20 protein-coding genes are annotated in these 18,160 nt (G+C 54.4%); 15 read left to right on the top strand and 5 right to left on the bottom strand.

The window, feature by feature from the left end; translation table 11 throughout:
- The first annotated feature begins 19 nt into the window (after nucleotides 1–19).
- From obgE to OS190_RS09210, 3 genes are read left to right on the top strand one after another with little or no spacing between them, the layout of a single operon-like run.
- Nucleotides 20–1,054: a GTPase ObgE gene (gene obgE, locus OS190_RS09220; protein WP_267158403.1), complete on the top strand. Its 1,035-nt coding sequence runs from the start codon at nucleotides 20–22 to the stop codon at nucleotides 1,052–1,054.
- Complete coding sequence (gene proB, locus OS190_RS09215) at nucleotides 1,042–2,148, top strand: glutamate 5-kinase (RefSeq protein WP_267158402.1); 1,107 nt, start codon at nucleotides 1,042–1,044, stop codon at nucleotides 2,146–2,148. Before obgE ends, proB begins: the two co-directional genes overlap by 13 nt.
- Before the next feature lie 31 nt (nucleotides 2,149–2,179).
- On the top strand, nucleotides 2,180–3,442 hold the full coding sequence (locus OS190_RS09210) for a glutamate-5-semialdehyde dehydrogenase (RefSeq protein WP_267158401.1): 1,263 nt from the start codon (nucleotides 2,180–2,182) through the stop codon (nucleotides 3,440–3,442).
- A 13-nt stretch (nucleotides 3,443–3,455) separates the two neighbouring features.
- Here OS190_RS09210 and OS190_RS09205 read toward each other — a convergent pair whose 3' ends face one another.
- The gene (locus OS190_RS09205; protein WP_267158400.1) at nucleotides 3,456–4,052 is read right to left on the bottom strand and encodes a histidine phosphotransferase family protein; all 597 of its coding nucleotides are present in this window, start codon (nucleotides 4,050–4,052) and stop codon (nucleotides 3,456–3,458) included.
- A 30-nt stretch (nucleotides 4,053–4,082) separates the two neighbouring features.
- Here OS190_RS09205 and OS190_RS09200 point away from each other — a divergent pair, with 30 nt between their 5' ends.
- The 3 genes from OS190_RS09200 (at nucleotide 4,083) to olsA (ending at nucleotide 6,049) form a co-directional block, all read left to right on the top strand.
- Nucleotides 4,083–4,265: a DUF3553 domain-containing protein gene (locus OS190_RS09200; protein WP_267158399.1), complete on the top strand. Its 183-nt coding sequence runs from the start codon at nucleotides 4,083–4,085 to the stop codon at nucleotides 4,263–4,265.
- Between the two features lie 177 nt (nucleotides 4,266–4,442).
- Nucleotides 4,443–5,225, top strand: coding sequence for an L-ornithine N(alpha)-acyltransferase (olsB, locus tag OS190_RS09195; RefSeq protein WP_267158398.1), 783 nt, complete (start codon nucleotides 4,443–4,445; stop codon nucleotides 5,223–5,225).
- On the top strand, nucleotides 5,222–6,049 hold the full coding sequence (gene olsA, locus OS190_RS09190; RefSeq protein ID WP_267158397.1) for a lyso-ornithine lipid O-acyltransferase: 828 nt from the start codon (nucleotides 5,222–5,224) through the stop codon (nucleotides 6,047–6,049). Before olsB ends, olsA begins: the two co-directional genes overlap by 4 nt.
- Here the strand turns inward: olsA and OS190_RS09185 are convergent.
- Complete coding sequence (locus OS190_RS09185; RefSeq protein ID WP_267158396.1) at nucleotides 6,046–6,615, bottom strand: hypothetical protein; 570 nt, start codon at nucleotides 6,613–6,615, stop codon at nucleotides 6,046–6,048. The two genes, olsA and OS190_RS09185, sit on opposite strands and share 4 nt — an antisense overlap.
- A gap of 262 nt (nucleotides 6,616–6,877) precedes the next feature.
- On the opposite strand from OS190_RS09185, the gene rpsB reads away from it, so the two are divergent.
- The 3 genes from rpsB to OS190_RS09170 all read left to right on the top strand — a co-directional run bounded on the left by rpsB (nucleotide 6,878) and on the right by OS190_RS09170 (nucleotide 9,715).
- Nucleotides 6,878–7,744, top strand: coding sequence for a 30S ribosomal protein S2 (gene rpsB, locus OS190_RS09180; protein ID WP_267158395.1), 867 nt, complete (start codon nucleotides 6,878–6,880; stop codon nucleotides 7,742–7,744).
- A 73-nt stretch (nucleotides 7,745–7,817) separates the two neighbouring features.
- A complete protein-coding gene (gene tsf, locus OS190_RS09175) occupies nucleotides 7,818–8,693 on the top strand; it encodes a translation elongation factor Ts (protein ID WP_267158394.1) in 876 nt (291 codons plus the stop codon).
- Nucleotides 8,694–8,803: 110 nt separating this feature from the next.
- Nucleotides 8,804–9,715 (top strand): sulfotransferase domain-containing protein, encoded by a 912-nt coding sequence (locus tag OS190_RS09170; protein ID WP_267158393.1) that lies wholly within the window; start codon nucleotides 8,804–8,806, stop codon nucleotides 9,713–9,715.
- Nucleotides 9,716–9,898: 183 nt separating this feature from the next.
- Here the strand turns inward: OS190_RS09170 and OS190_RS09165 are convergent, their stop codons facing one another.
- The 3 genes from OS190_RS09165 to OS190_RS09155 form a co-directional block, all read right to left on the bottom strand.
- A complete protein-coding gene (locus OS190_RS09165) occupies nucleotides 9,899–10,654 on the bottom strand; it encodes a LuxR family transcriptional regulator (RefSeq protein ID WP_267158392.1) in 756 nt (251 codons plus the stop codon).
- The gene (aroQ, locus tag OS190_RS09160; RefSeq protein ID WP_267158391.1) at nucleotides 10,651–11,091 is read right to left on the bottom strand and encodes a type II 3-dehydroquinate dehydratase; all 441 of its coding nucleotides are present in this window, start codon (nucleotides 11,089–11,091) and stop codon (nucleotides 10,651–10,653) included. The genes OS190_RS09165 and aroQ overlap by 4 nt, the downstream gene beginning before the upstream one ends.
- A 181-nt stretch (nucleotides 11,092–11,272) precedes the next feature.
- Nucleotides 11,273–12,031, bottom strand: a complete 759-nt coding sequence (locus tag OS190_RS09155) for a copper chaperone PCu(A)C domain-containing protein (protein ID WP_267158390.1) — start codon at nucleotides 12,029–12,031, stop codon at nucleotides 11,273–11,275.
- A gap of 41 nt (nucleotides 12,032–12,072) precedes the next feature.
- Between OS190_RS09155 and OS190_RS09150 the strand changes: the two genes are divergently transcribed.
- The 6 genes from OS190_RS09150 to OS190_RS09125 all read left to right on the top strand — a co-directional run bounded on the left by OS190_RS09150 (nucleotide 12,073) and on the right by OS190_RS09125 (nucleotide 18,152).
- A complete protein-coding gene (locus OS190_RS09150; RefSeq protein ID WP_267158389.1) occupies nucleotides 12,073–13,485 on the top strand; it encodes a hypothetical protein in 1,413 nt (470 codons plus the stop codon).
- A gap of 93 nt (nucleotides 13,486–13,578) precedes the next feature.
- On the top strand, nucleotides 13,579–14,865 hold the full coding sequence (locus OS190_RS09145) for an ABC transporter substrate-binding protein (RefSeq protein ID WP_267158388.1): 1,287 nt from the start codon (nucleotides 13,579–13,581) through the stop codon (nucleotides 14,863–14,865).
- 15 nt (nucleotides 14,866–14,880) lie between these two features.
- Nucleotides 14,881–15,807, top strand: a complete 927-nt coding sequence (locus OS190_RS09140) for a branched-chain amino acid ABC transporter permease (protein ID WP_267158387.1) — start codon at nucleotides 14,881–14,883, stop codon at nucleotides 15,805–15,807.
- Nucleotides 15,804–16,748, top strand: a complete 945-nt coding sequence (locus OS190_RS09135) for a branched-chain amino acid ABC transporter permease (protein WP_267158386.1) — start codon at nucleotides 15,804–15,806, stop codon at nucleotides 16,746–16,748. The genes OS190_RS09140 and OS190_RS09135 overlap by 4 nt, the downstream gene beginning before the upstream one ends.
- On the top strand, nucleotides 16,745–17,464 hold the full coding sequence (locus OS190_RS09130) for an ABC transporter ATP-binding protein (protein ID WP_267158385.1): 720 nt from the start codon (nucleotides 16,745–16,747) through the stop codon (nucleotides 17,462–17,464). The genes OS190_RS09135 and OS190_RS09130 overlap by 4 nt, the downstream gene beginning before the upstream one ends.
- Nucleotides 17,457–18,152, top strand: a complete 696-nt coding sequence (locus OS190_RS09125; protein ID WP_267158384.1) for an ABC transporter ATP-binding protein — start codon at nucleotides 17,457–17,459, stop codon at nucleotides 18,150–18,152. The genes OS190_RS09130 and OS190_RS09125 overlap by 8 nt, the downstream gene beginning before the upstream one ends.
- Nucleotides 18,153–18,160: the final 8 nt, after the last annotated feature.

Here is an 18,160-nt window from a genome sequence, read left to right as displayed (position 1 = left end):
CGCTCGAAAGGCCACTGAAATGAAATTCCTCGACCTGTGCAAAGTCTACATCCGTTCCGGCGCGGGCGGCGGGGGCTGTATCTCTTTTCGCCGCGAAAAATATATCGAATATGGTGGTCCTGATGGTGGCGATGGTGGCACGGGTGGCTCGGTCTGGGCCGAAGCGGTCGACGGGCTGAACACACTGATTGATTTTCGCTATCAGCAACATTTCTTTGCCAAGAATGGCCAGCCCGGCATGGGCAAGCAACGCACTGGCAAGGATGGCGAGGACATTGTGCTGCGGGTGCCGGTGGGTACCGAAATTCTGGACGAGGATCAGGAAACGGTGATCGTTGACATCACCGAATTGGGACAGCGCGTCGAACTTGCGCGTGGGGGCAATGGCGGTTGGGGCAACCTGCATTTCAAATCTGCGACAAATCAGGCACCGCGCCGCTCAAACCCCGGTCAGGACGGGGTGGAACGGACGCTGTGGCTGCGTTTGAAACTGATTGCGGATGTCGGCTTGTTGGGACTGCCGAATGCCGGCAAGTCGACCTTTCTGGCAGCAACATCCAACGCACGCCCCAAAATCGCCGACTATCCCTTTACTACCCTGCACCCAAATTTGGGTGTGGTCGGCGTGGACAATACCGAATTTGTCGTCGCGGACATTCCCGGCCTGATCGAAGGTGCCTCCGAGGGTCGTGGCCTGGGCGATTTGTTTTTAGGGCATGTTGAACGTTGTGCCGTCCTGCTACATCTGGTTGACGGAACCTCAGAAACTCTGGTTGAGGACTATCAAACGATCATTACTGAAGTCGAAGCCTACGGCGGCGATCTGGCCGCAAAACCGCGAATTACCGTGCTGAATAAAATTGACGCATTGGATGAAGAAGATCGCACAGCCAAAAGAAAAGAGTTAGAAAAAGCCTCAAACGGGCCTGTGATGTTGATGTCGGGTGTTGCCCGTGAGGGTGTCGTCGATGTCCTCCGCAGCCTGCGCGCTGAAATCAACGATGATCGTCTGCGCAAAAGGCCTGCCGAGGATGTTGTTCAATGGCAACCCTGACGAATGCAAAGCGGGTAGTCGTCAAAATCGGCTCCGCGCTTTTGGTGAACCGCACGACGGGTAACCTAAGGGCCGATTGGCTGCATGCCTTGGCCGAAGATGTGCACTGGCTAAAGGCATCCGGGCTTGATGTGGTGCTGGTTTCTTCTGGTTCGATCGCTTTGGGACGTGGTGTTTTGGGTCTGCCTGCAACGCCTTTGGCGCTGGAACAATCCCAAGCCGCCGCCGCTGTCGGGCAGATCAGGCTGGCACGTGCCTATGAGGACGCCCTGGCACCTCATGGCATCGTGACCGCACAGGTTCTGGTCACCCTTGAAGACTCCGCTGATCGGCGCCGTTATCTCAACAGCCGCGCCACACTTGAACAATTGCTTGGCCTCGGGGTCGTGCCAATCGTAAATGAAAACGACACCGTCGCCACAGATGAGATCCGTTTTGGTGACAATGATCGGCTTGCCGCCCAGATCGCGGTGACCGTGGGGGCCGATCAACTGATCCTCCTGTCAGACGTGGACGGTTTTTATACCGCGAACCCCGCCGAAGACCCGACCGCTCATCGTTATGAGGTCATCGACTCCATCACTGCCGAGATCGAAGGCATGGCCGGGGATGCCGGCTCGGGGCTCAGCAAGGGCGGTATGAAAACCAAACTGATGGCGGCCAAGACCGCAACAGCTGCGGGCTGTGCCATGGCCATCACCGCCGGTTTCGCACTACGTCCCTTACAAGCCCTGCAAAACGGGGCAAATGCCACGTGGTTCACGGCACAAAGCGACCCGCAGGCCGCGCGAAAACGCTGGATCGCGGCCATGAAACCACGCGGTTCCGTAACGTTGGACGCAGGCGCGGTTGCGGCGCTGAACAAAGGGAAATCGTTGCTGCCCGCCGGGGTAACAACTGTTGCCGGGCCGTTCGAGCGGGGCGACAGCATCGCTATCCTGGACCCCGACAACCGGATCATCGGCAGAGGATTATGCCGCTACAACTCGGACGAGGCGGCCCGCATTCAGGGGCGTAAAAGCGCGCAAATCGAAACGATCCTGGGCTACCCGGGTCGTGCGGCGTTGATCCACCGCGACGACATGGCACTGTGAAATTACCCTTCAGGAATATTGGCCGAAGCATATGACAAATATAAACATACCTGAGTTGATGGCCGAAATCGGTGCCCGTGCCAAAGCCGCGGCTGCACAACTGGCCAGCGCGACAGCAGAACGCAAACACGCCGCATTGATCAGTTCCGCTGAAAACGTCTGGAAAACGCGTGAGGATATTCTTGCTGCCAATGCTCGCGATCTCGAATACGGACGCGAAAAGGGACTGTCAGAAGCAATGATGGACCGCTTGATGCTGAACGATGAGCGCATCCAGAGCATGATCGATGGACTGCGCAGCGTTGCCGAACAGGCCGATCCCGTTGGTGAAGTATTGGACGATTGGGAGCAGCCGTCTGGATTGAACATCAAGCGGGTGCGCACCCCCCTGGGTGTGATTGGTGTGATCTACGAAAGTCGCCCCAACGTGACGGCAGATGCCGGTGCCCTATGCCTCAAGGCTGGCAATGCCGTCATCCTGCGCGGTGGTTCCGAGGGCTATAATTCCTCGCGTGCCATCCACGCCTGCCTGCAACAGGGGCTGCGAGATGCAAATCTTCCCGAAGACGCAGTACAACTGGTGCCAACCCGTGATCGCGCCGCGGTGACTGAAATGCTGACCATGACCGACACGATTGACGTTATTGTGCCACGTGGCGGCAAAGGCTTGGTCGGGTTGGTCCAGCGCGAGGCGCGTGTACCCGTCTTTGCCCATCTCGAAGGCATCGTTCATATCTACATTGATAAATTCGCCGACCCGGAAAAAGCGTTGAAGATCGTCTTGAACGCCAAGACGCGGCGCCCGGGAATTTGCGGCGCCGTCGAATGTCTGTTGATTCACGAGGACATCATCAAAACCATCGGTCAGGGCATTCTGCGCGCCTTGATCCACGCCGGTGTCGAAGTGCGCGGCAGCGCATCCTTGCTGCAGATCGACGGCGTTATCCCAGCCACAGAGGAAGACTGGGGCCGCGAATATCTGGACATGATCATTTCCGCAAGAACGGTCAATTGCGTAGAAGAGGCCATCGCCTATATCCGCGAATACGGGTCCAACCACACCGATTGCGTAATCACCGAAGATGCGGCAACCGTTCAGACCTTCATGAACCAACTGGATTCCGCGATCCTCATGCACAACGCGTCAACACAATTCGCCGATGGCGGAGAGTTCGGCATGGGCGCGGAAATCGGTATTGCGACCGGAAAAATGCATGCCCGTGGCCCGGTGGGTGCGAAACAACTGACCAGTTTCAAATATCTGGTCACAGGTGACGGCACAATCCGCGCCTGAAAACCGGAACTGACTAAAAGTTGATTGTGATCATGCCTTCGTCTGACTGACAGGTGATCAGACGTCCGGCATCCCTTGCGGCAGCGGGCAGCAAGGCAAATTGTACATGCGAAGGCATAAGTTTGCAGGTCAAGGAATGATCTGAAAGCAAAGCCCAAAGGGGCGGATCCACATTTATGCGATCCGCAACTGCTGTCAGTGACCACTTGCCGCCTTGGGCCTTGATTTCAATGTGCCCGCCATAAGGTAACGCCGATTCAATGCAGAGGATCGCAAGAAAGACAAGCCGCACCTCCGCCCGCGGCACCGCCTTCGCAACCAGCCATTCTGGCGACAGGCGACTTGACGCGTATAGGTCACCAAGGGTGGCGCGGACCTCGTCGGCACCAACCATCTGATCACCTGCTGCACCAAAGGCGACGCGAAAAAAGCGGATACGCGCACTGGCATTGTCAACGCTTTCTCCGATCAGTCCAATTTCAGGGCCAGAAGGATTGCCCGACATCTGGAGCAGTTCCAGACCATTGTTGATGGCTCCGATCGGCGATACTAAGTCGTGACAGATGCGGCTACCGACGAGAGCGGCAAGGGTCGAATTCATATCACTCATGCCAGTGATCCGCAGTAGAAAGGACGACAGATGGATGATCTTAACGCGATTTTCACACCCGGCATGTTGGTACGACACCCGGATTTACCGGAGTGGGGTGTCGGCCAGGTCCAGAGTAATGTTTCAGGAAAAGTCACTGTGAATTTTCGCGACGAAGGTAAAATTGTCATCGACAGCTTTCGCGTAGGTTTGTTGCCTGTTTTTGATGGCTGAACTTGGTTGCCAAATCGTTAATGGTACCGCGGGGGCGGCTGTTGCAACCGAGATATGCATAATTAACGAGAGAATCTCAAGCCGACTCAACCCAGGAATGTATATCTGTGTTGCTTGATCCACCACTGCTGGATCAGCCCTGCTTCACCCTCCCAGCCATAGGAACTTAACCGCCTCATGATTCAGAAAGATCACTCAGAATTTGATGTCAGATTGGCCGAAACGCCTGATGACATGCGGGCAGCGCAACGGTTGCGCTATCAAGTCTTTATCAAGGAACTGGGCGGAACTGGACCTTCGGTCGATCATTCTGCAGAACTTGAACAGGATGACCTGGATGCTTTTTGCGATCATTTGCTGTTGAGCGACCGTCAGAATGGCACAGTGGTTGGTGTGTATCGGTTGATGGGAATGGAACAGGCCGCCCGTGCGGGTCGCTTTTACTCCGCATCCGAATTCGATCTTGACCCGCTGCTGAAGTTGGACCGCCGATGTCTCGAACTCGGACGGTCCTGTCTGCATCCGGCCTATCGCGGCGGCACAGCGATGCATCATCTATGGTCCGCACTGGCGCAATATGTCGCTGAACGAAGAATTGATCTGATGTTTGGCGTAGCCAGTTTTCCCGGTACGGATGTTGATAGGCTGGCAGCGCCCTTGTCATTGCTGCATCACCGACACCTCGCACCACCGGAACTATGCGTCCGGTCCAAAGGAAAACCATTTCAAAACATGGACTTGGTTGACAAAGCTGATCTAGACAGAAAGGCAGCTATGCTGCAAATTCCCAGCCTCATCAAAGCCTACCTGCGCCTGGGCGGCCATGTTGGTAACGGAGCGTTCATCGATCATGCCTTTAACACTACCGACGTCTTCCTGGTCATGGACACGCATAGATTGTCCCAACGACAGGCGCGGATCTATGGGCAGGCCGCGCCCTCCAAAGGCATACCAACATGACACAGAGATGGGACAGTGACATAGCGCCTGTTCACCCGCCGGTTTCAATCGCCGGATGGCTGCGCATTTTCCTGCGCATCTCTGCTTTGTTTGTCTTGGTCTTCGGTGGCTTGCTGATCAAACTTCTGGTCCGGCTGGTCGAACGACCATTCTGCGGTGTGAGGCGTCCTGTGACACCCTATTTAACGCAATTTGTATGCCGCAATGCGTTGCGCCTGTTAGGATTGCGGTTGCATGTGCAGGGAACGCCGATGCGGGGGCAGGGCGCGATCGTTGCCAACCACACCTCCTGGTTAGATATTTTTGTTCTGAACGCCAGCAAACGGATCTATTTTGTTTCGAAATCAGAAGTAGCAAGCTGGCCCGGCATCGGCTGGCTTGCACGCGCTACGGGTACAGTTTTTATCGTGCGCGCACCAAGCCGCGCACGCGAACAAACCGAAGTGTTTCAAAACAGGTTGCTGGCCGGGCACAAATTGTTGTTTTTTCCCGAAGGCACCAGCACAGATGGATTGCAGGTTTTGCCTTTTAAAACAACGTTATTTCAATCATTCTTTGCGCAAAACATTAAGAATCAAATGGCGATTCAGCCAGTAAGTGTTATCTACCATGCCCCGGAGGGGCTGGACCGGCGGTTTTATGGTTGGTGGGGGGATACCTCGTTCGGGGCACATCTGTTGGCTACACTGGCCCCAGCCCGCCAAGGCTGGGTTGATGTCATCTATCATCCGCCACTGCGCGTCGCCGATTACCCCAACCGCAAAGCTCTTGCGCTGGCCTGTGAAGCCGACGTGCGCAAGGGACATCTTGCATCGCTAACCTAATTGGTATGGGCAAAAGCCGTATCGGGGACCGGCCCCATTCGGCCACCGACATCCCAATCCATCAACAGACAGGCAGTGCCTTTGCGCTGGAAATAGGTCGCTTCAAGCGCATACCATCCGGCCTCTGGCACGACGATTTCCTGAATGCCCGCCGGTTCGCAGCCGTGGACACCATCATAAAGCGCAACCTGCTGACCACCAATGCTGGCTAGGATGCCGTCATTGCTGACAAACTCGACCTTGAAAGTGCCGGCCTTTTCAAACTGGATAAAGCCGCTGATCGCGGCGGCCACCTTTGTGGGCTCGGTAGAAGTCAGCGTGTTATCGCCCTCTTCATTGTCGTCATAGGATAATCCACGCAGGGCAGGGCCGGCTTTGGCGCGGCGCAGCACAGACTCCGCATCCTCCAGTGACCGCATATCGCCGCCAAAGCCATATGATACGGCCAATCCAGGCGTCAGATCGCCGTCGTCGGGCTGTGGATCGGCCAGTGTCAATGTCACGCTTTGGGCAAAGCCGGGTGTCGCAAGCGCAAAACAGAAAAGCAATGCAGCACGGTTGATCATTTTCAATACTCCCAAGATCAGATTTTCCTGCAGTTTGGGCGAGGTTTACAAGGCTGTCCATGGATTTTGAACAACCTCTCAAGGCAATGAGCCATTCAGGGTAATTCAGCCTTGCACCTGTCGCCTGCCTGGCCTAGAAGGCGCTCACTTAAACCCGCAGTCGGGGTTGGGCCATTACGGGGAGAAATCCCGTCAAGGTCCGCCGGTTGGCAGAATTTTCTGTCATACCCCCGATGAGGCTAAACCGGAAAGGTATAACGACATGGCTCTTCCTGAGTTCTCCATGCGTCAGCTGCTTGAAGCAGGCGTACACTTTGGCCACCAGACGCAGCGCTGGAACCCTCGCATGGGTCCATACATCTACGGCGCACGTAACGGCATTCACATCATGGACCTGACACAGACTGTTCCAATGCTGGACGAAGCATTGAAACTGATCCGTGACACCGTTGCAAAAGGCGGCAGCATCCTGTTCGTCGGCACCAAGCGTCAGGCCGCCACGCCGATCGCGGAAGCTGCCGAGAAATGTGCACAATACTACATGAACCACCGCTGGCTGGGCGGCACGCTGACCAACTGGCAGACCGTATCCAAGTCGATCCAGCGCTTGAAAAGCATCGACGAACAATCCGAGCGCGGCTTTGAAGGCCTGACCAAAAAAGAGCGTCTGGGCATGGAACGTGACCAGGGCAAGCTTCAGGCGTCTTTGGGCGGCATCCGTGAAATGGGCGGCCGTCCCGACCTGATCTTCGTGATCGACGTGAAAAAAGAAGCGCTGGCAATTGCCGAAGCCAACAAACTGGGCATTCCGGTTGTGGCTGTGGTTGACACCAACTGCTCTCCTGATGGCATCGACTATCTGATTCCGGGCAATGATGACGCGGCGCGTGCCATCAGCCTGTACTGTGATCTGGCAGCACGTGCAGCACTTGACGGCATGTCTGCTCAATTGGGTGCAGCAGGCGTTGATCTGGGTGCGATGGAAGAAGCACCTGCCGAAGAAGCGCTTTCTTCCGGCACGGAAGTTGGCAATGCCTCAGAGGAAACCGTGTCAAACGATGCGATTGCCAAAGAAGGCGTGCTCGACATCGAGTCCACAAAAGAGACCGTCGCCAAAGCTGATAGCTAAAGCGCGTCGAAGACGAATAACGGGGGCAGGGCGAACCTGCCTCCACCGATCTGATAAATAGGAGAACCAAGAGATGGCGATTACTGCATCTATGGTCAAAGAGCTGCGCGACAGCACCGGCGCAGGCATGATGGACGCCAAAAAGGCGTTGACCGAAAATGACGGCGATATGGAAGCGGCGGTTGATTGGCTGCGCACCAAGGGTCTGGCCAAGGCCGCGAAGAAATCCGGCCGCACCGCAGCCGAAGGTCTGGTTGCGGTACAGGTTGAGGGCAGCCATGGTGTTGCAGTCGAAGTGAACTCTGAAACCGACTTTGTCAGCAAGAACGCAGATTTCCAGAAAATGGTTGCGCGTATTGCCAAGGTTGCATTGGGTGCTTCCGACATCGACGGGCTGAAAGCCGCTGACATGAACGGAAAATCTGTTGAACAGACTGTAACAGATGCTGTTGCAGTGATCGGCGAAAACATGTCCGTCCGCCGTATGTCTGCCATCGACGGTGACATTGTGGTTTCCTACGTGCACAACGCTGCAGCACCCGGCATGGGCAACATCGGTGTTCTGGTCGCGATGACTGGTGGCGATGAAGCATTTGGCAAACAGGTTGCCATGCACATCGCCGCAACCAACCCAGCCTCCCTGTCCGAAGATGATCTGGACGCGGCCGTGGTCGAGAAGGAAAAGCAGGTCCAGATGGACATTGCACGGGAATCCGGCAAGCCGGAAGCCGTGATCGAAAAGATGATTGTCGGCCGCATGAAAAAGTACATGTCAGAAGTGACATTGCTAAACCAACAGTTTGTGATCAACCCAGACGTAACCGTGGCGGCCGCAGCATCCGAAGCAGGTGCAACCATCACAGGTTTCGTGCGTCTTGAAGTGGGCGAAGGCATCGAGGTTGTCAAAGAAGACTTCGCAGCTGAAGTTGCCAAAGTCGGTCAGGCCTAAGCCAAATCGATCTCAAGGTTTTGAAAAGGGGCGCGCATCTGCTGCGCCCCTTTTTTGTTGCATGATTGAAGGCTATACCTTTTTGCGACAATGAGTAGGGGCAGCATCACATGGCACACCCAAAACGATATATTGGCGGGCTCACCGACAGTCGACGATGGGATATGGTACGGATCAGACCTGATGATGTCATTGTCGTCACACCACCAAAGAGCGGCACCACATGGATGCAAACGATCATCGCGCTGCTGATGTCTGGCGACCCAGATGTCGAAACCGATGTGTCGATAAAGATGCCCTGGGTTGACATCCGAATGCGTGAAATCGAAGACGTCGCGGCGCGGATCGAAGGCATGCAGCATCGGCGCTGCCTAAAAAGCCATACTCCCTTGGATGGTTTGCCGCTAGATCAACATGCCCAGTACATCTGTGTTTTTCGTCACCCGCTGGATGCGCATTTTTCATTTCGTAACCATATTCGCAATATTCCCTTGAACCTGTATGACATGTTCTACCCGGAAGGCGATGATGACAGGACCTTCAAGCGTTTTCTGGATGGTGCGGCCGAAGGGTTTGACATGGACGCGATGCCGCTGGCACATATCATCCAGCATTATCAGGCAGCCCTTGCACTGGCGGACCAGCCCAATGTCTCCCTGTTTCACTATGCAGATATGAGCCGCAATTTGACAGGAACATTTACGCGAGTGGCAGAGTTGTTGGGAGTAACTTATCCGGCTGACCTAATGGCCGATCTGATGCAATCCGCAAGATTTGAGCATATGAAATCCAATGCTGCGCGATATGCTCCGGGGGGCGGTACGGGCTTTATGGAGTCGGACAGCGCATTTTTCCAAAGTGGCAGCAGCGGCAAATGGCACGGCCAGCTAAATACGGCGCAGATGGACAGCTATGATCAAATCATGGAGTCTTGTCTAAGCGCTGACACCCGTCGGTGGCTTGAATATGGTGATGCGGGCAAAAAGGTCCGGCCAGCAGAGCTGAAGAATAAGCTCCGCTGAGTCCGGTGCCCATAAGAGCCTTGCAATCACAAGGAGTTATGAGCCGTTGTTCCCATGGGCAACCCATTTTCCGGCAACTCGCTCACCCTAGGTCAACTCACCAAAAAATGCGAGTAGGGGATTCCTTACCTTCTGCACAAAACAAGGGGAAAAAAGACAGAGAAGCAGCAGAATTGAAGGGGCTCAGACATCCATCACAAACATCTGGTTTGCAAACGCCGCCTTGAGCACAGCTTGGGCTGTTGTCTCAACCGCAAGCGCTTCGCGGGCAAGACGCAGGTGTTTTTCTACCGTGGCAGGTGTGAGACCCATCAATACCGCGATGTCCTGCGTGGTCTTGCCATCACCAACCCATTCCAAAGCTTCGCGCTGGCGGTTGGTCAAAGTCCGGTTCGGGGCCGTATAGGGCAGGGTCAGGATTTTTAGGTGAGCAATATCGTTCATTAACTTGATATCATTGCCATGTTCCGCCCAAACATTGTCTATTTCAGCCTGGCTCATTTCCGCCCGTGCAGTCAGTGCAATGGCACCCTTGGACCGGGCAGAAATTGATTTGAAACTGACGGTATATCCAGCAAACACATTCATTCGCCGGTTAAAATCAAGCACACGTTGCTCTGAAGCGGTGATCACCTTTTCACGGACCATGTCATGCAGCACCGTCCAACTACAGGCACCATCGTTGGCCAGGGCCCAATGCACCATGGGCGAATGTGTATATAACCCCTGGCCGAGAAATTCGTCGGTAAAGTCGCGGCTATGGTTTGTCAGTATTACGAAATCTTCGGGATCACCCAGCGATTTGGAAGTGCGATAACGGGTAAAACCATAAATCAGACGATCAAAACCATAGCTGTTCATCTTCTCAGTATGGGCATCCCACAATTCTTCGATCGTGGGGCAGCGGGCGATACAATGAAGATAATCCCTTAAACTCATGATGTTGTCAGGTGTTTTGCAAGTGCCTGTAACGCCAGGACATAACCAAATGCGCCAAAGCCACAGATCTGTCCGAGAGCAACCTGAGCAAGAAAGGACTTATGCCGGAAGGTTTCGCGGCGATGGATATTGCTTAGATGGACCTCGATCATCGGCAATTCCACAGAAGCAATCGCATCCATCAAGGCAATTGACGTATGCGTATAGGCACCGGCGTTCAACACAATACCAGCATGTGAACTCTTCGCCGCATGTATCTGATCTATAAGTATTCCTTCATGATTGCTTTGCGCACATTCTACAGTCATGCCAAGAGTTTTCGCAGCGTCGTGGCACATTCTTTCAACATCTTCGAGGGTCGCGGCCCCGTAAACCTCCGGTTGGCGCGTGCCAAGCAGGTTCAGGTTTGGGCCATTGAGAATCAAGATAGAGGTCATGGGGTGCTCACAATTGTTTGTTAATAGTTAATGCTGTGTCGCTCTATCTGTCCAGCATGGCAAATTCGGCATTGGTTCCAAGGCAATAAGGGGGGCAATATTTCCAGCACACAAAATACTTGTAATCATCATTATGTAAAATATGAAATCAATATTTTATGGCTGATCCACGCTTTTCGACCTACCCGGTAACTTCAAGCATCATTTGCGCCGCCACCGGTCTCCCGTTTTCATCAAGATATGCTCTGTGGTCATTGGCGTTCAAAACCACCTCGAGAACATAATGGCCCGGTGGTAGCCCGCCGATTTGGAAATCCGGCGCATAAAGCCGCCCAAGTTTCAAACCGTTCAGATACAGATGTGCATGACCCTGACCTGACACATGGCGCGCATCCTCAGCGCCGCGATAGAATGTGAAATTCTCCACGGCAAGCCGCAGCGTTGTTCCTTCCGGTCCTGGCTGCCCTGACAGGCTAATGTCGACCTGAGGCAGCGGTGAGATCAGAATACCGTCCGACACCTTATGTGACATCTGTGCCAAGCCAGCATGCATGACACGGGTTGAAACCTGACCAGCGGTTTCAAATGTCAATGTCAGCGGGATAAACCCACCTTCTTTCAGCTCGCTTGCCCGTAACATAACATGCGCACCATCCATCGCCAGAATGCCCGTGCTATTTCCCGGAACGATCATCTTTGCGTCAGAGTGTTTTGGATTGACCAATGTGACCATCTGGGCCTTTGGTGATGTCACGCCCAATAGAACATCTGCCGCACCGCCATTCTTGATGGTCAGACCGACCATAAACATTGACGGCATTTCCGAGGCGGCAAATGCCAGCCCTCCGAGCAGCGATATTTCTGATGTCGATCGCGTAAAAAACCCGTAAATCACAGTAGCAATAACACCGGCCAAACAAATGGCCACCAGCCGTTTCATCAAGTGTTTTCCCTTTGAACAATCATCTGTAGGCTAACGAAATGCGGTGCGAATTAAAGTGTTTATCTTGGCTGGCTTTAACCTTTACTGTGCTGGCACCGTCGCTTGCATCGGCACATCCGGCCGAACAGGCCTTGATTTTGCTGCTGCCGACCGAACTCTACACCTTGGGCGGAACGATAGCCGTCGTCGCATCTATATTCTTGATCAGTTTTACATCACACGACAGTCTTCAGCGCATTTATCGCGGCTATATTTTCGCGACCTGGCCCGCAGCGCAAAAGGCACCCCTGATCACATCAATCCTGGCGACTTTTGCGTTTTTCCTGTTGATCATCGTGGGTATCAATGGCCCCAACGACCCACAAAGCAACCTGCTGCCCCAGGTGATCTGGACCGGCTGGTGGGTTGGTCTCTTTGTGATTCAGGGTCTGTTCGCCGACTTGTGGCGGTGGCTCAATCCCTGGTCCGGCCTTGCTGCGGTCTTGCTCGCTGACAGACCCGCGGTGCTGAGGTATCCCAACTGCTTGGGCGCTTGGCCTGCGCTTGGCTTGTTTGTTGTGTTTCAGATGTTTCTTCTCGCGGACATCGCACCCAGCGATCCTGACAGATTGGCCACGATTGCCTTGCTCTATTGGCTGTTCACCTTTGCAGGAATGGTCTTGTTCGGCCCCGTGATCTGGACCCGGAATGTCGAATGCTTCAGCGTACTCTTCGCGCTCATCGGGTCATTGCGCCCCGTCCAGACCAGCAAAGCAATGCGTCTGGGTCTACCGGGATGGAACAGCCTGTCAAAGGCCCCCCTGCCCACGGCACAGTCAATGATCTGTTTGACGGTTCTTGTTTCGGGCAGTTTTGACGGGCTGCACGAAACCTTTTGGTGGTTGGGTCAAATCGGCATTAACCCGTTGGCGTTTCCCGGCCGTTCCGCAGTGGTTTGGCCATCGATCATCGGATTGATCGCTGCAAATATTGCTGTCACTCTTGTCTTTGGCGCATGTATATGGGCGGGGATCAGCCTTGCGCGGCGCTTTGGCACTTTGGGGCGCGTATCGCTTGTTCAGGCCTTCAACACCTATGCCATTGCCATCCTTCCGATTGCTTTGGGCTATCACTTTGCTCATTACTTTGTTTCGTTTCTTGTGCAAATACAATATCTTGCATCTACTCTGGGTGATCCATTGGCGCGTGGCTGGAACCTGTTCGGCCTGGGAAATCTGCGCGTCACAACCGGGTTCTTAAACTCTACAACAACGGTGAAACCGATTTTGCTGATCAATGTCGGTGTTGTCGTTTGTTCGCATATCATTTCAATCGCGATGGCCCATTGGCTTAGCGGACGTTTTTCAGCCGCGCGGCGCGACCTGATCCTGATCCAGTTCTTTCTCAGTATCTTGATGGTTTGTTATACAATTTTCGGGCTTTGGCTGTTATCTACACCCCGCGGGGTGTGAGTTTTCTATAAAGTTCTGGACAAGTCATTTGTGTGCGAACAATATAAATTTAATGGCCAAGCAAAAGCGCCAAGACAAAATGGGAGTATTACTGTGTCCAACGGAACATCCAAAAAGACCGATTTCAGCCGTCGCTCTGCGCTCAAAGGTATCGCAGCAACCACATTGGCCGCAACCGCGCTGCCCCGTTTTGTTCAGGCGCAAAGTGCTTCTCCAATCAAGATCGGTTTTCAGAAACACGCGACGGGCATCGGCGCGGCCTATGGCCGTTGGTACGACGCCACCACGCAAGCCGCGGTAAAACGGATCAACGACGATGGTGGCATCAATGGCCGTCCCGTCGAAATCGTGATCGAAGATGACGGCACTGACCCGAAACGTGGTGCAGAAGTGCTGGAGAAATTTGCAAATCAGCACAAGGTCGACGTCGCATTCGGCACTTTGTTCAGCCATGTAGTTATCGGTTCCGCTCCGCGCGCAGGTGAGTTGAAACTGCCGTATTTCGTGGTTTCCGAAGGGCACCATGTCGCCAGTGGCATGCTCAACCGCTATACGCTGCAACCGGGGATCACCGATGTGAAAAGTCAGGTGCAGTCGATGGCACCCTTTGTGGCGGCAAATCTGGGCAAGAAAGTCACGATGATTTATCCTGATTTTGCCTTTGGACATGACCATCGCGATTTCTTTTCCAAAGCGATCGAGGCTCAGGGAGGCCAAGTGGTCGCGCAAATTGCCATTCCGCCAAGCGAAACGTCCTTTACCCGCTACTTTCCCAGCATACCGCGCGAAACAGATGTGGTTTATCATGTGATGGTTGGCCCTGCAGTCCTGACCTTTGTGAAAGAACTGGGCGAGTTCTTTGGCCCTAGCCGCCCCGAGATTTTCGGGTTTATCGACAGCCTCGAAGCTGTCGACATTACCAGTCCGGGATTGGAATTCCTTGAGGGCACATATTTTTGGGAAGGGATGCCGCGACACGCCCAGGCAGAAAATTCGGTGTTTGACACTGCCTACCGCGCCGCGGTTGGCGTGGACGAACGTGGGGCTTCCCTGTCTGATAGCAAAGATGTTTCAACCTATGCCCATATGTTTGGCTGTTGGGAGACCCTGAATGTGATCAAGGCGGGCATGGAAAGTGCAGATTACAAAGGGCCTGATGATCGGGCCAAGCTGATCGAAGCAGTAGAAGCCATGTCGGAGATGCCACATTCAATGGATCATCCACAGGGTCCAAAACTGTTCAACGGCAAGACTCATCAGGTCTTTGGCCAGCAGTATATTTCCAAGGTAGATGGGGGTACACTCAAGGTTGAGCACACCGCCTCCATCGAAGACGGCATGTACGAGGATGAAGTCGACTATACGGCGCAATCCTTCTGAACTTGGCATAAGCTCTTGGAATTCGGTCCACATCTGATGCTCGCCACCCTTGAAGGGGCGGTCATTGCATCGGTGCTCGTGCTCACCGCGATGGGTCTGAGCATCGTATTCGGCGTGATGCGGGTCGTGAACGTGGCACATGGCGAATTCTATATGCTCGGTGCGGTATTGGCCTGGTATGTCTCATCTGTTCTAGGCGTCAATGCGGTGGTAGGTTTTGTTGCGGCGCTGGTCCTCGCACCGCTTCTGGTGGGATTGATTGCCGCAGCCGCGGACCGCTTGATCCTAAAGCATCTGAAATACGATCCGGACCGCACGATTGTCGCCACCATCGGCCTTTTGTACATCATACAACAGACAACGCTAATGACCTTTGGTCCCGATGCGCGTCCTGTCGCCCCACCGTTCAACCAACGTCTTGCATTACCCTGGTTCGAATGGGGCGAAAACGGTCTGGAAATGTTCTGGCCCTGGGGATTGAGCATCACCAGTTACAAATTGTTTGTCATCGCAGCGGCCGCTGTCGTGCTGCTTTCGCTCTGGGTGCTGATCACCCGTACAAAACTGGGGCTGATCATGCGGGCGACCCAACAGGACAGCGAAACCGCCCTGGCATTCGGCATTCCCGTAGGGCGCGTCTATTCCGTGGTTTTCGGTCTGGGCGCAGGCCTTGCCGCATTGGGCGCGGTGCTGGTTGTCCCCATCCAACAGGCGCATTACCTTATGGGTGCCGATCCCCTGCTGCTGTCTTTCATCGTTGTGATCATCGGCGGATTGGGCAGCCTGCCCGGCACCGTTGTCGCCGCCTTGCTGATCGGTATGAGCGACGGCATCATTTCGGTCTTTTTCTCGCCGACTCTGGCCAAGATCATCGCGACATTCCTTGTTGCAATGGTATTGGTCTGGCGACCCCAAGGCCTGTTCGGCAGGGCAGTCACATGACCGTGGCGCGAAAATCGGGCCTGTTGCATCTGTCTGTGCTGGTTGCGCTCATCGGACTCTTTTTCATGCTTCCGCCTTATCATTCGGGAAATCTGGCGCGGATCATGGTCCTGGCAATCTACGCCATGGGGTTCAACATTCTGTTTGGCTATACTGGGTTACTGAGCCTCGGCCATGCCATGTTTTTCGCCGCTGGCATGTATGGTTTCGGCCTGGCAATCAATCTGGGCGGTTTTCCCCTGCTCCCCGCCTTTCTGATCGGCATGTTGAGCGCGGCAGGCCTTGCCGCCATCACCGGCTTCCTTGCCCTGCGCACAACCGGTGTGGCCTTTATGATCGTCACTTTGATGTTTGCGCAAACCGCCTACCTCGTGATCCTTTATTTCGGTGCTTATACACGCGGCGACGAAGGATTTGTGATCCAGACGGCCAAACGCAGTGTGATGGGCATTGACCTGACCACGGACAGCGCACGCTATGCAACGGCGCTGATCCTCTTCGGTCTCTGCTTTGTCGCCCTGGCCCGGCTTGTGCAGTCCCCTTTCGGGCGCACACTCGTTGCCATTCGCGAAAACGAAGAACGCGCCCGAATGCTTGGCTATGATACCGGTGCGCATAAACTCAAGGCGATGATCCTCTCTGGCCTGATTTCGGGCGTTGCAGGGGCGGCCTATGCCATGTTGTTTGGCTATGTCGGGGCGACCTTTGCCACCGTGCAATATTCGATCTTTCCCTTGCTCTGGGTTCTATTGGGCGGTGCAGGCACCACTATCGGTCCACTTCTGGGCGTGTTCTTCATGTTCTATCTCATTGATTTTTCCAGCTCCCTGACAACCGCCTATATGCTGATCGCCGGTATCGTGCTGGTCGTTCTGACCATGTTCGCGCCTCAAGGGTTGATGGGCGAAATGCGCAAACGTGTGTTTACATGGTTGCCATGAACATTCTCGAAACGCATAATTTGACCAAGACCTATGGCGGCGTGCATGCCAATTCCGATATTGATTTCGCATTGCCACAAGGCAAGATCACCGCCTTAATCGGCCCAAATGGTGCTGGCAAATCCACCTTTGTCGGAATGTTGAGTGGTCGGATACCTGCAACCAACGGTCAAGTGGTGTTTGACGGGCGCGACATCAGCGCCCTGCCCGCGCATCAACGTATCCAGCTTGGGATTGCATATACCTTCCAGATCACCTCGATCTTTCCGCGTTTGACAGTGTTGGAAAACGTTGCCATCGCAGCACGGCGACGGTTTGCGAGCAACCCGGTGCAATTGAAGACCAGGATCGCCACCGCCCTTGGCAAAGTCGGGTTGCTGGAACGCGCAGAGGAGATTGCCGGAGACCAGAGCTATGGTCATCAACGCCTGTTGGAGATCGCCATGGGACTGGTGCAGGATCCTCGGGTGTTCATCCTTGATGAACCGACCCAAGGTCTGGCCGAGGCCGAAATCAGCGCCTTTATCACCCTCATCAAATCCCTTGCAGGTGAAACCACCATTCTACTGATCGAACATAACATGAATGTAGTGATGGGCGCGGCTGACTGGATCACGGTTCTGGATCAGGGCAGGATACTGGCCAGCGGCACACCGGAAGACATCAGTGCAAACACCGCTGTTCAAGCCGCCTATCTTGGTAAAACCGATGCTTGAGGTGCAAGGGATCCATGCCGCATACGGCGATGTCAGGGTGTTGCGTGGCGTAACCTTTGATGTTCAACCCGCTGAAATCATGTGTCTTCTTGGCAGGAATGGCGCAGGCAAGACCACGACACTCAAATCGGTCATGGGGCTCTTGCCGCTGGGGGATGGTTGCGTAACACTGGCAGGCGAAAACCTGGCAACCCTGCCCCCACACGATATTCCCAGGCGTGGTATCGGCTATATCCCGCAGGGACGGCGGTTGTTTCCCGAACTAACGGTCGGCGAAAACATCGAAATCGGCCTGATGACCCGGAGCATGGGTAAAGAGACAAGAGAATGGGTGCTTGAACTGTTTCCCCGGCTGCGTGAACGCCTCAAACAAACCGCTGGTACGCTTTCGGGGGGTGAACAGCAAATGCTGGCAACAGCCCGTGCATTATGCCTGCGCCCCAAGGTGTTGCTGCTGGACGAACCGACCGAAGGACTGCAACCTTCCATGATCGCGTTGATCCGCGATGTCATTCTGAAGATGAAGGCCGAAGGCGTTGCCATTGTTCTGGTAGAGCAGCGCGTCGATGCCGTTCTGCAAGTGGCTGATCGTGTGGTATTTATTGAAAACGGCACGTCGGTCAAAACCGCCACTGCCGATGATCTCAGAAAAGACCCTGAAATACTCACGCGGTATTTGGGGGTCTGAAACCATAA

Origin of the sequence: Sulfitobacter sp. F26204 (genome assembly GCF_026410305.1) — a bacterium.
Classification (GTDB): Bacteria; Pseudomonadota; Alphaproteobacteria; order Rhodobacterales; family Rhodobacteraceae; genus Sulfitobacter.
The sequence above is the reverse complement of the archived record's forward strand: the minus strand, read 5'-3'. Positions and strand labels throughout refer to the sequence as shown.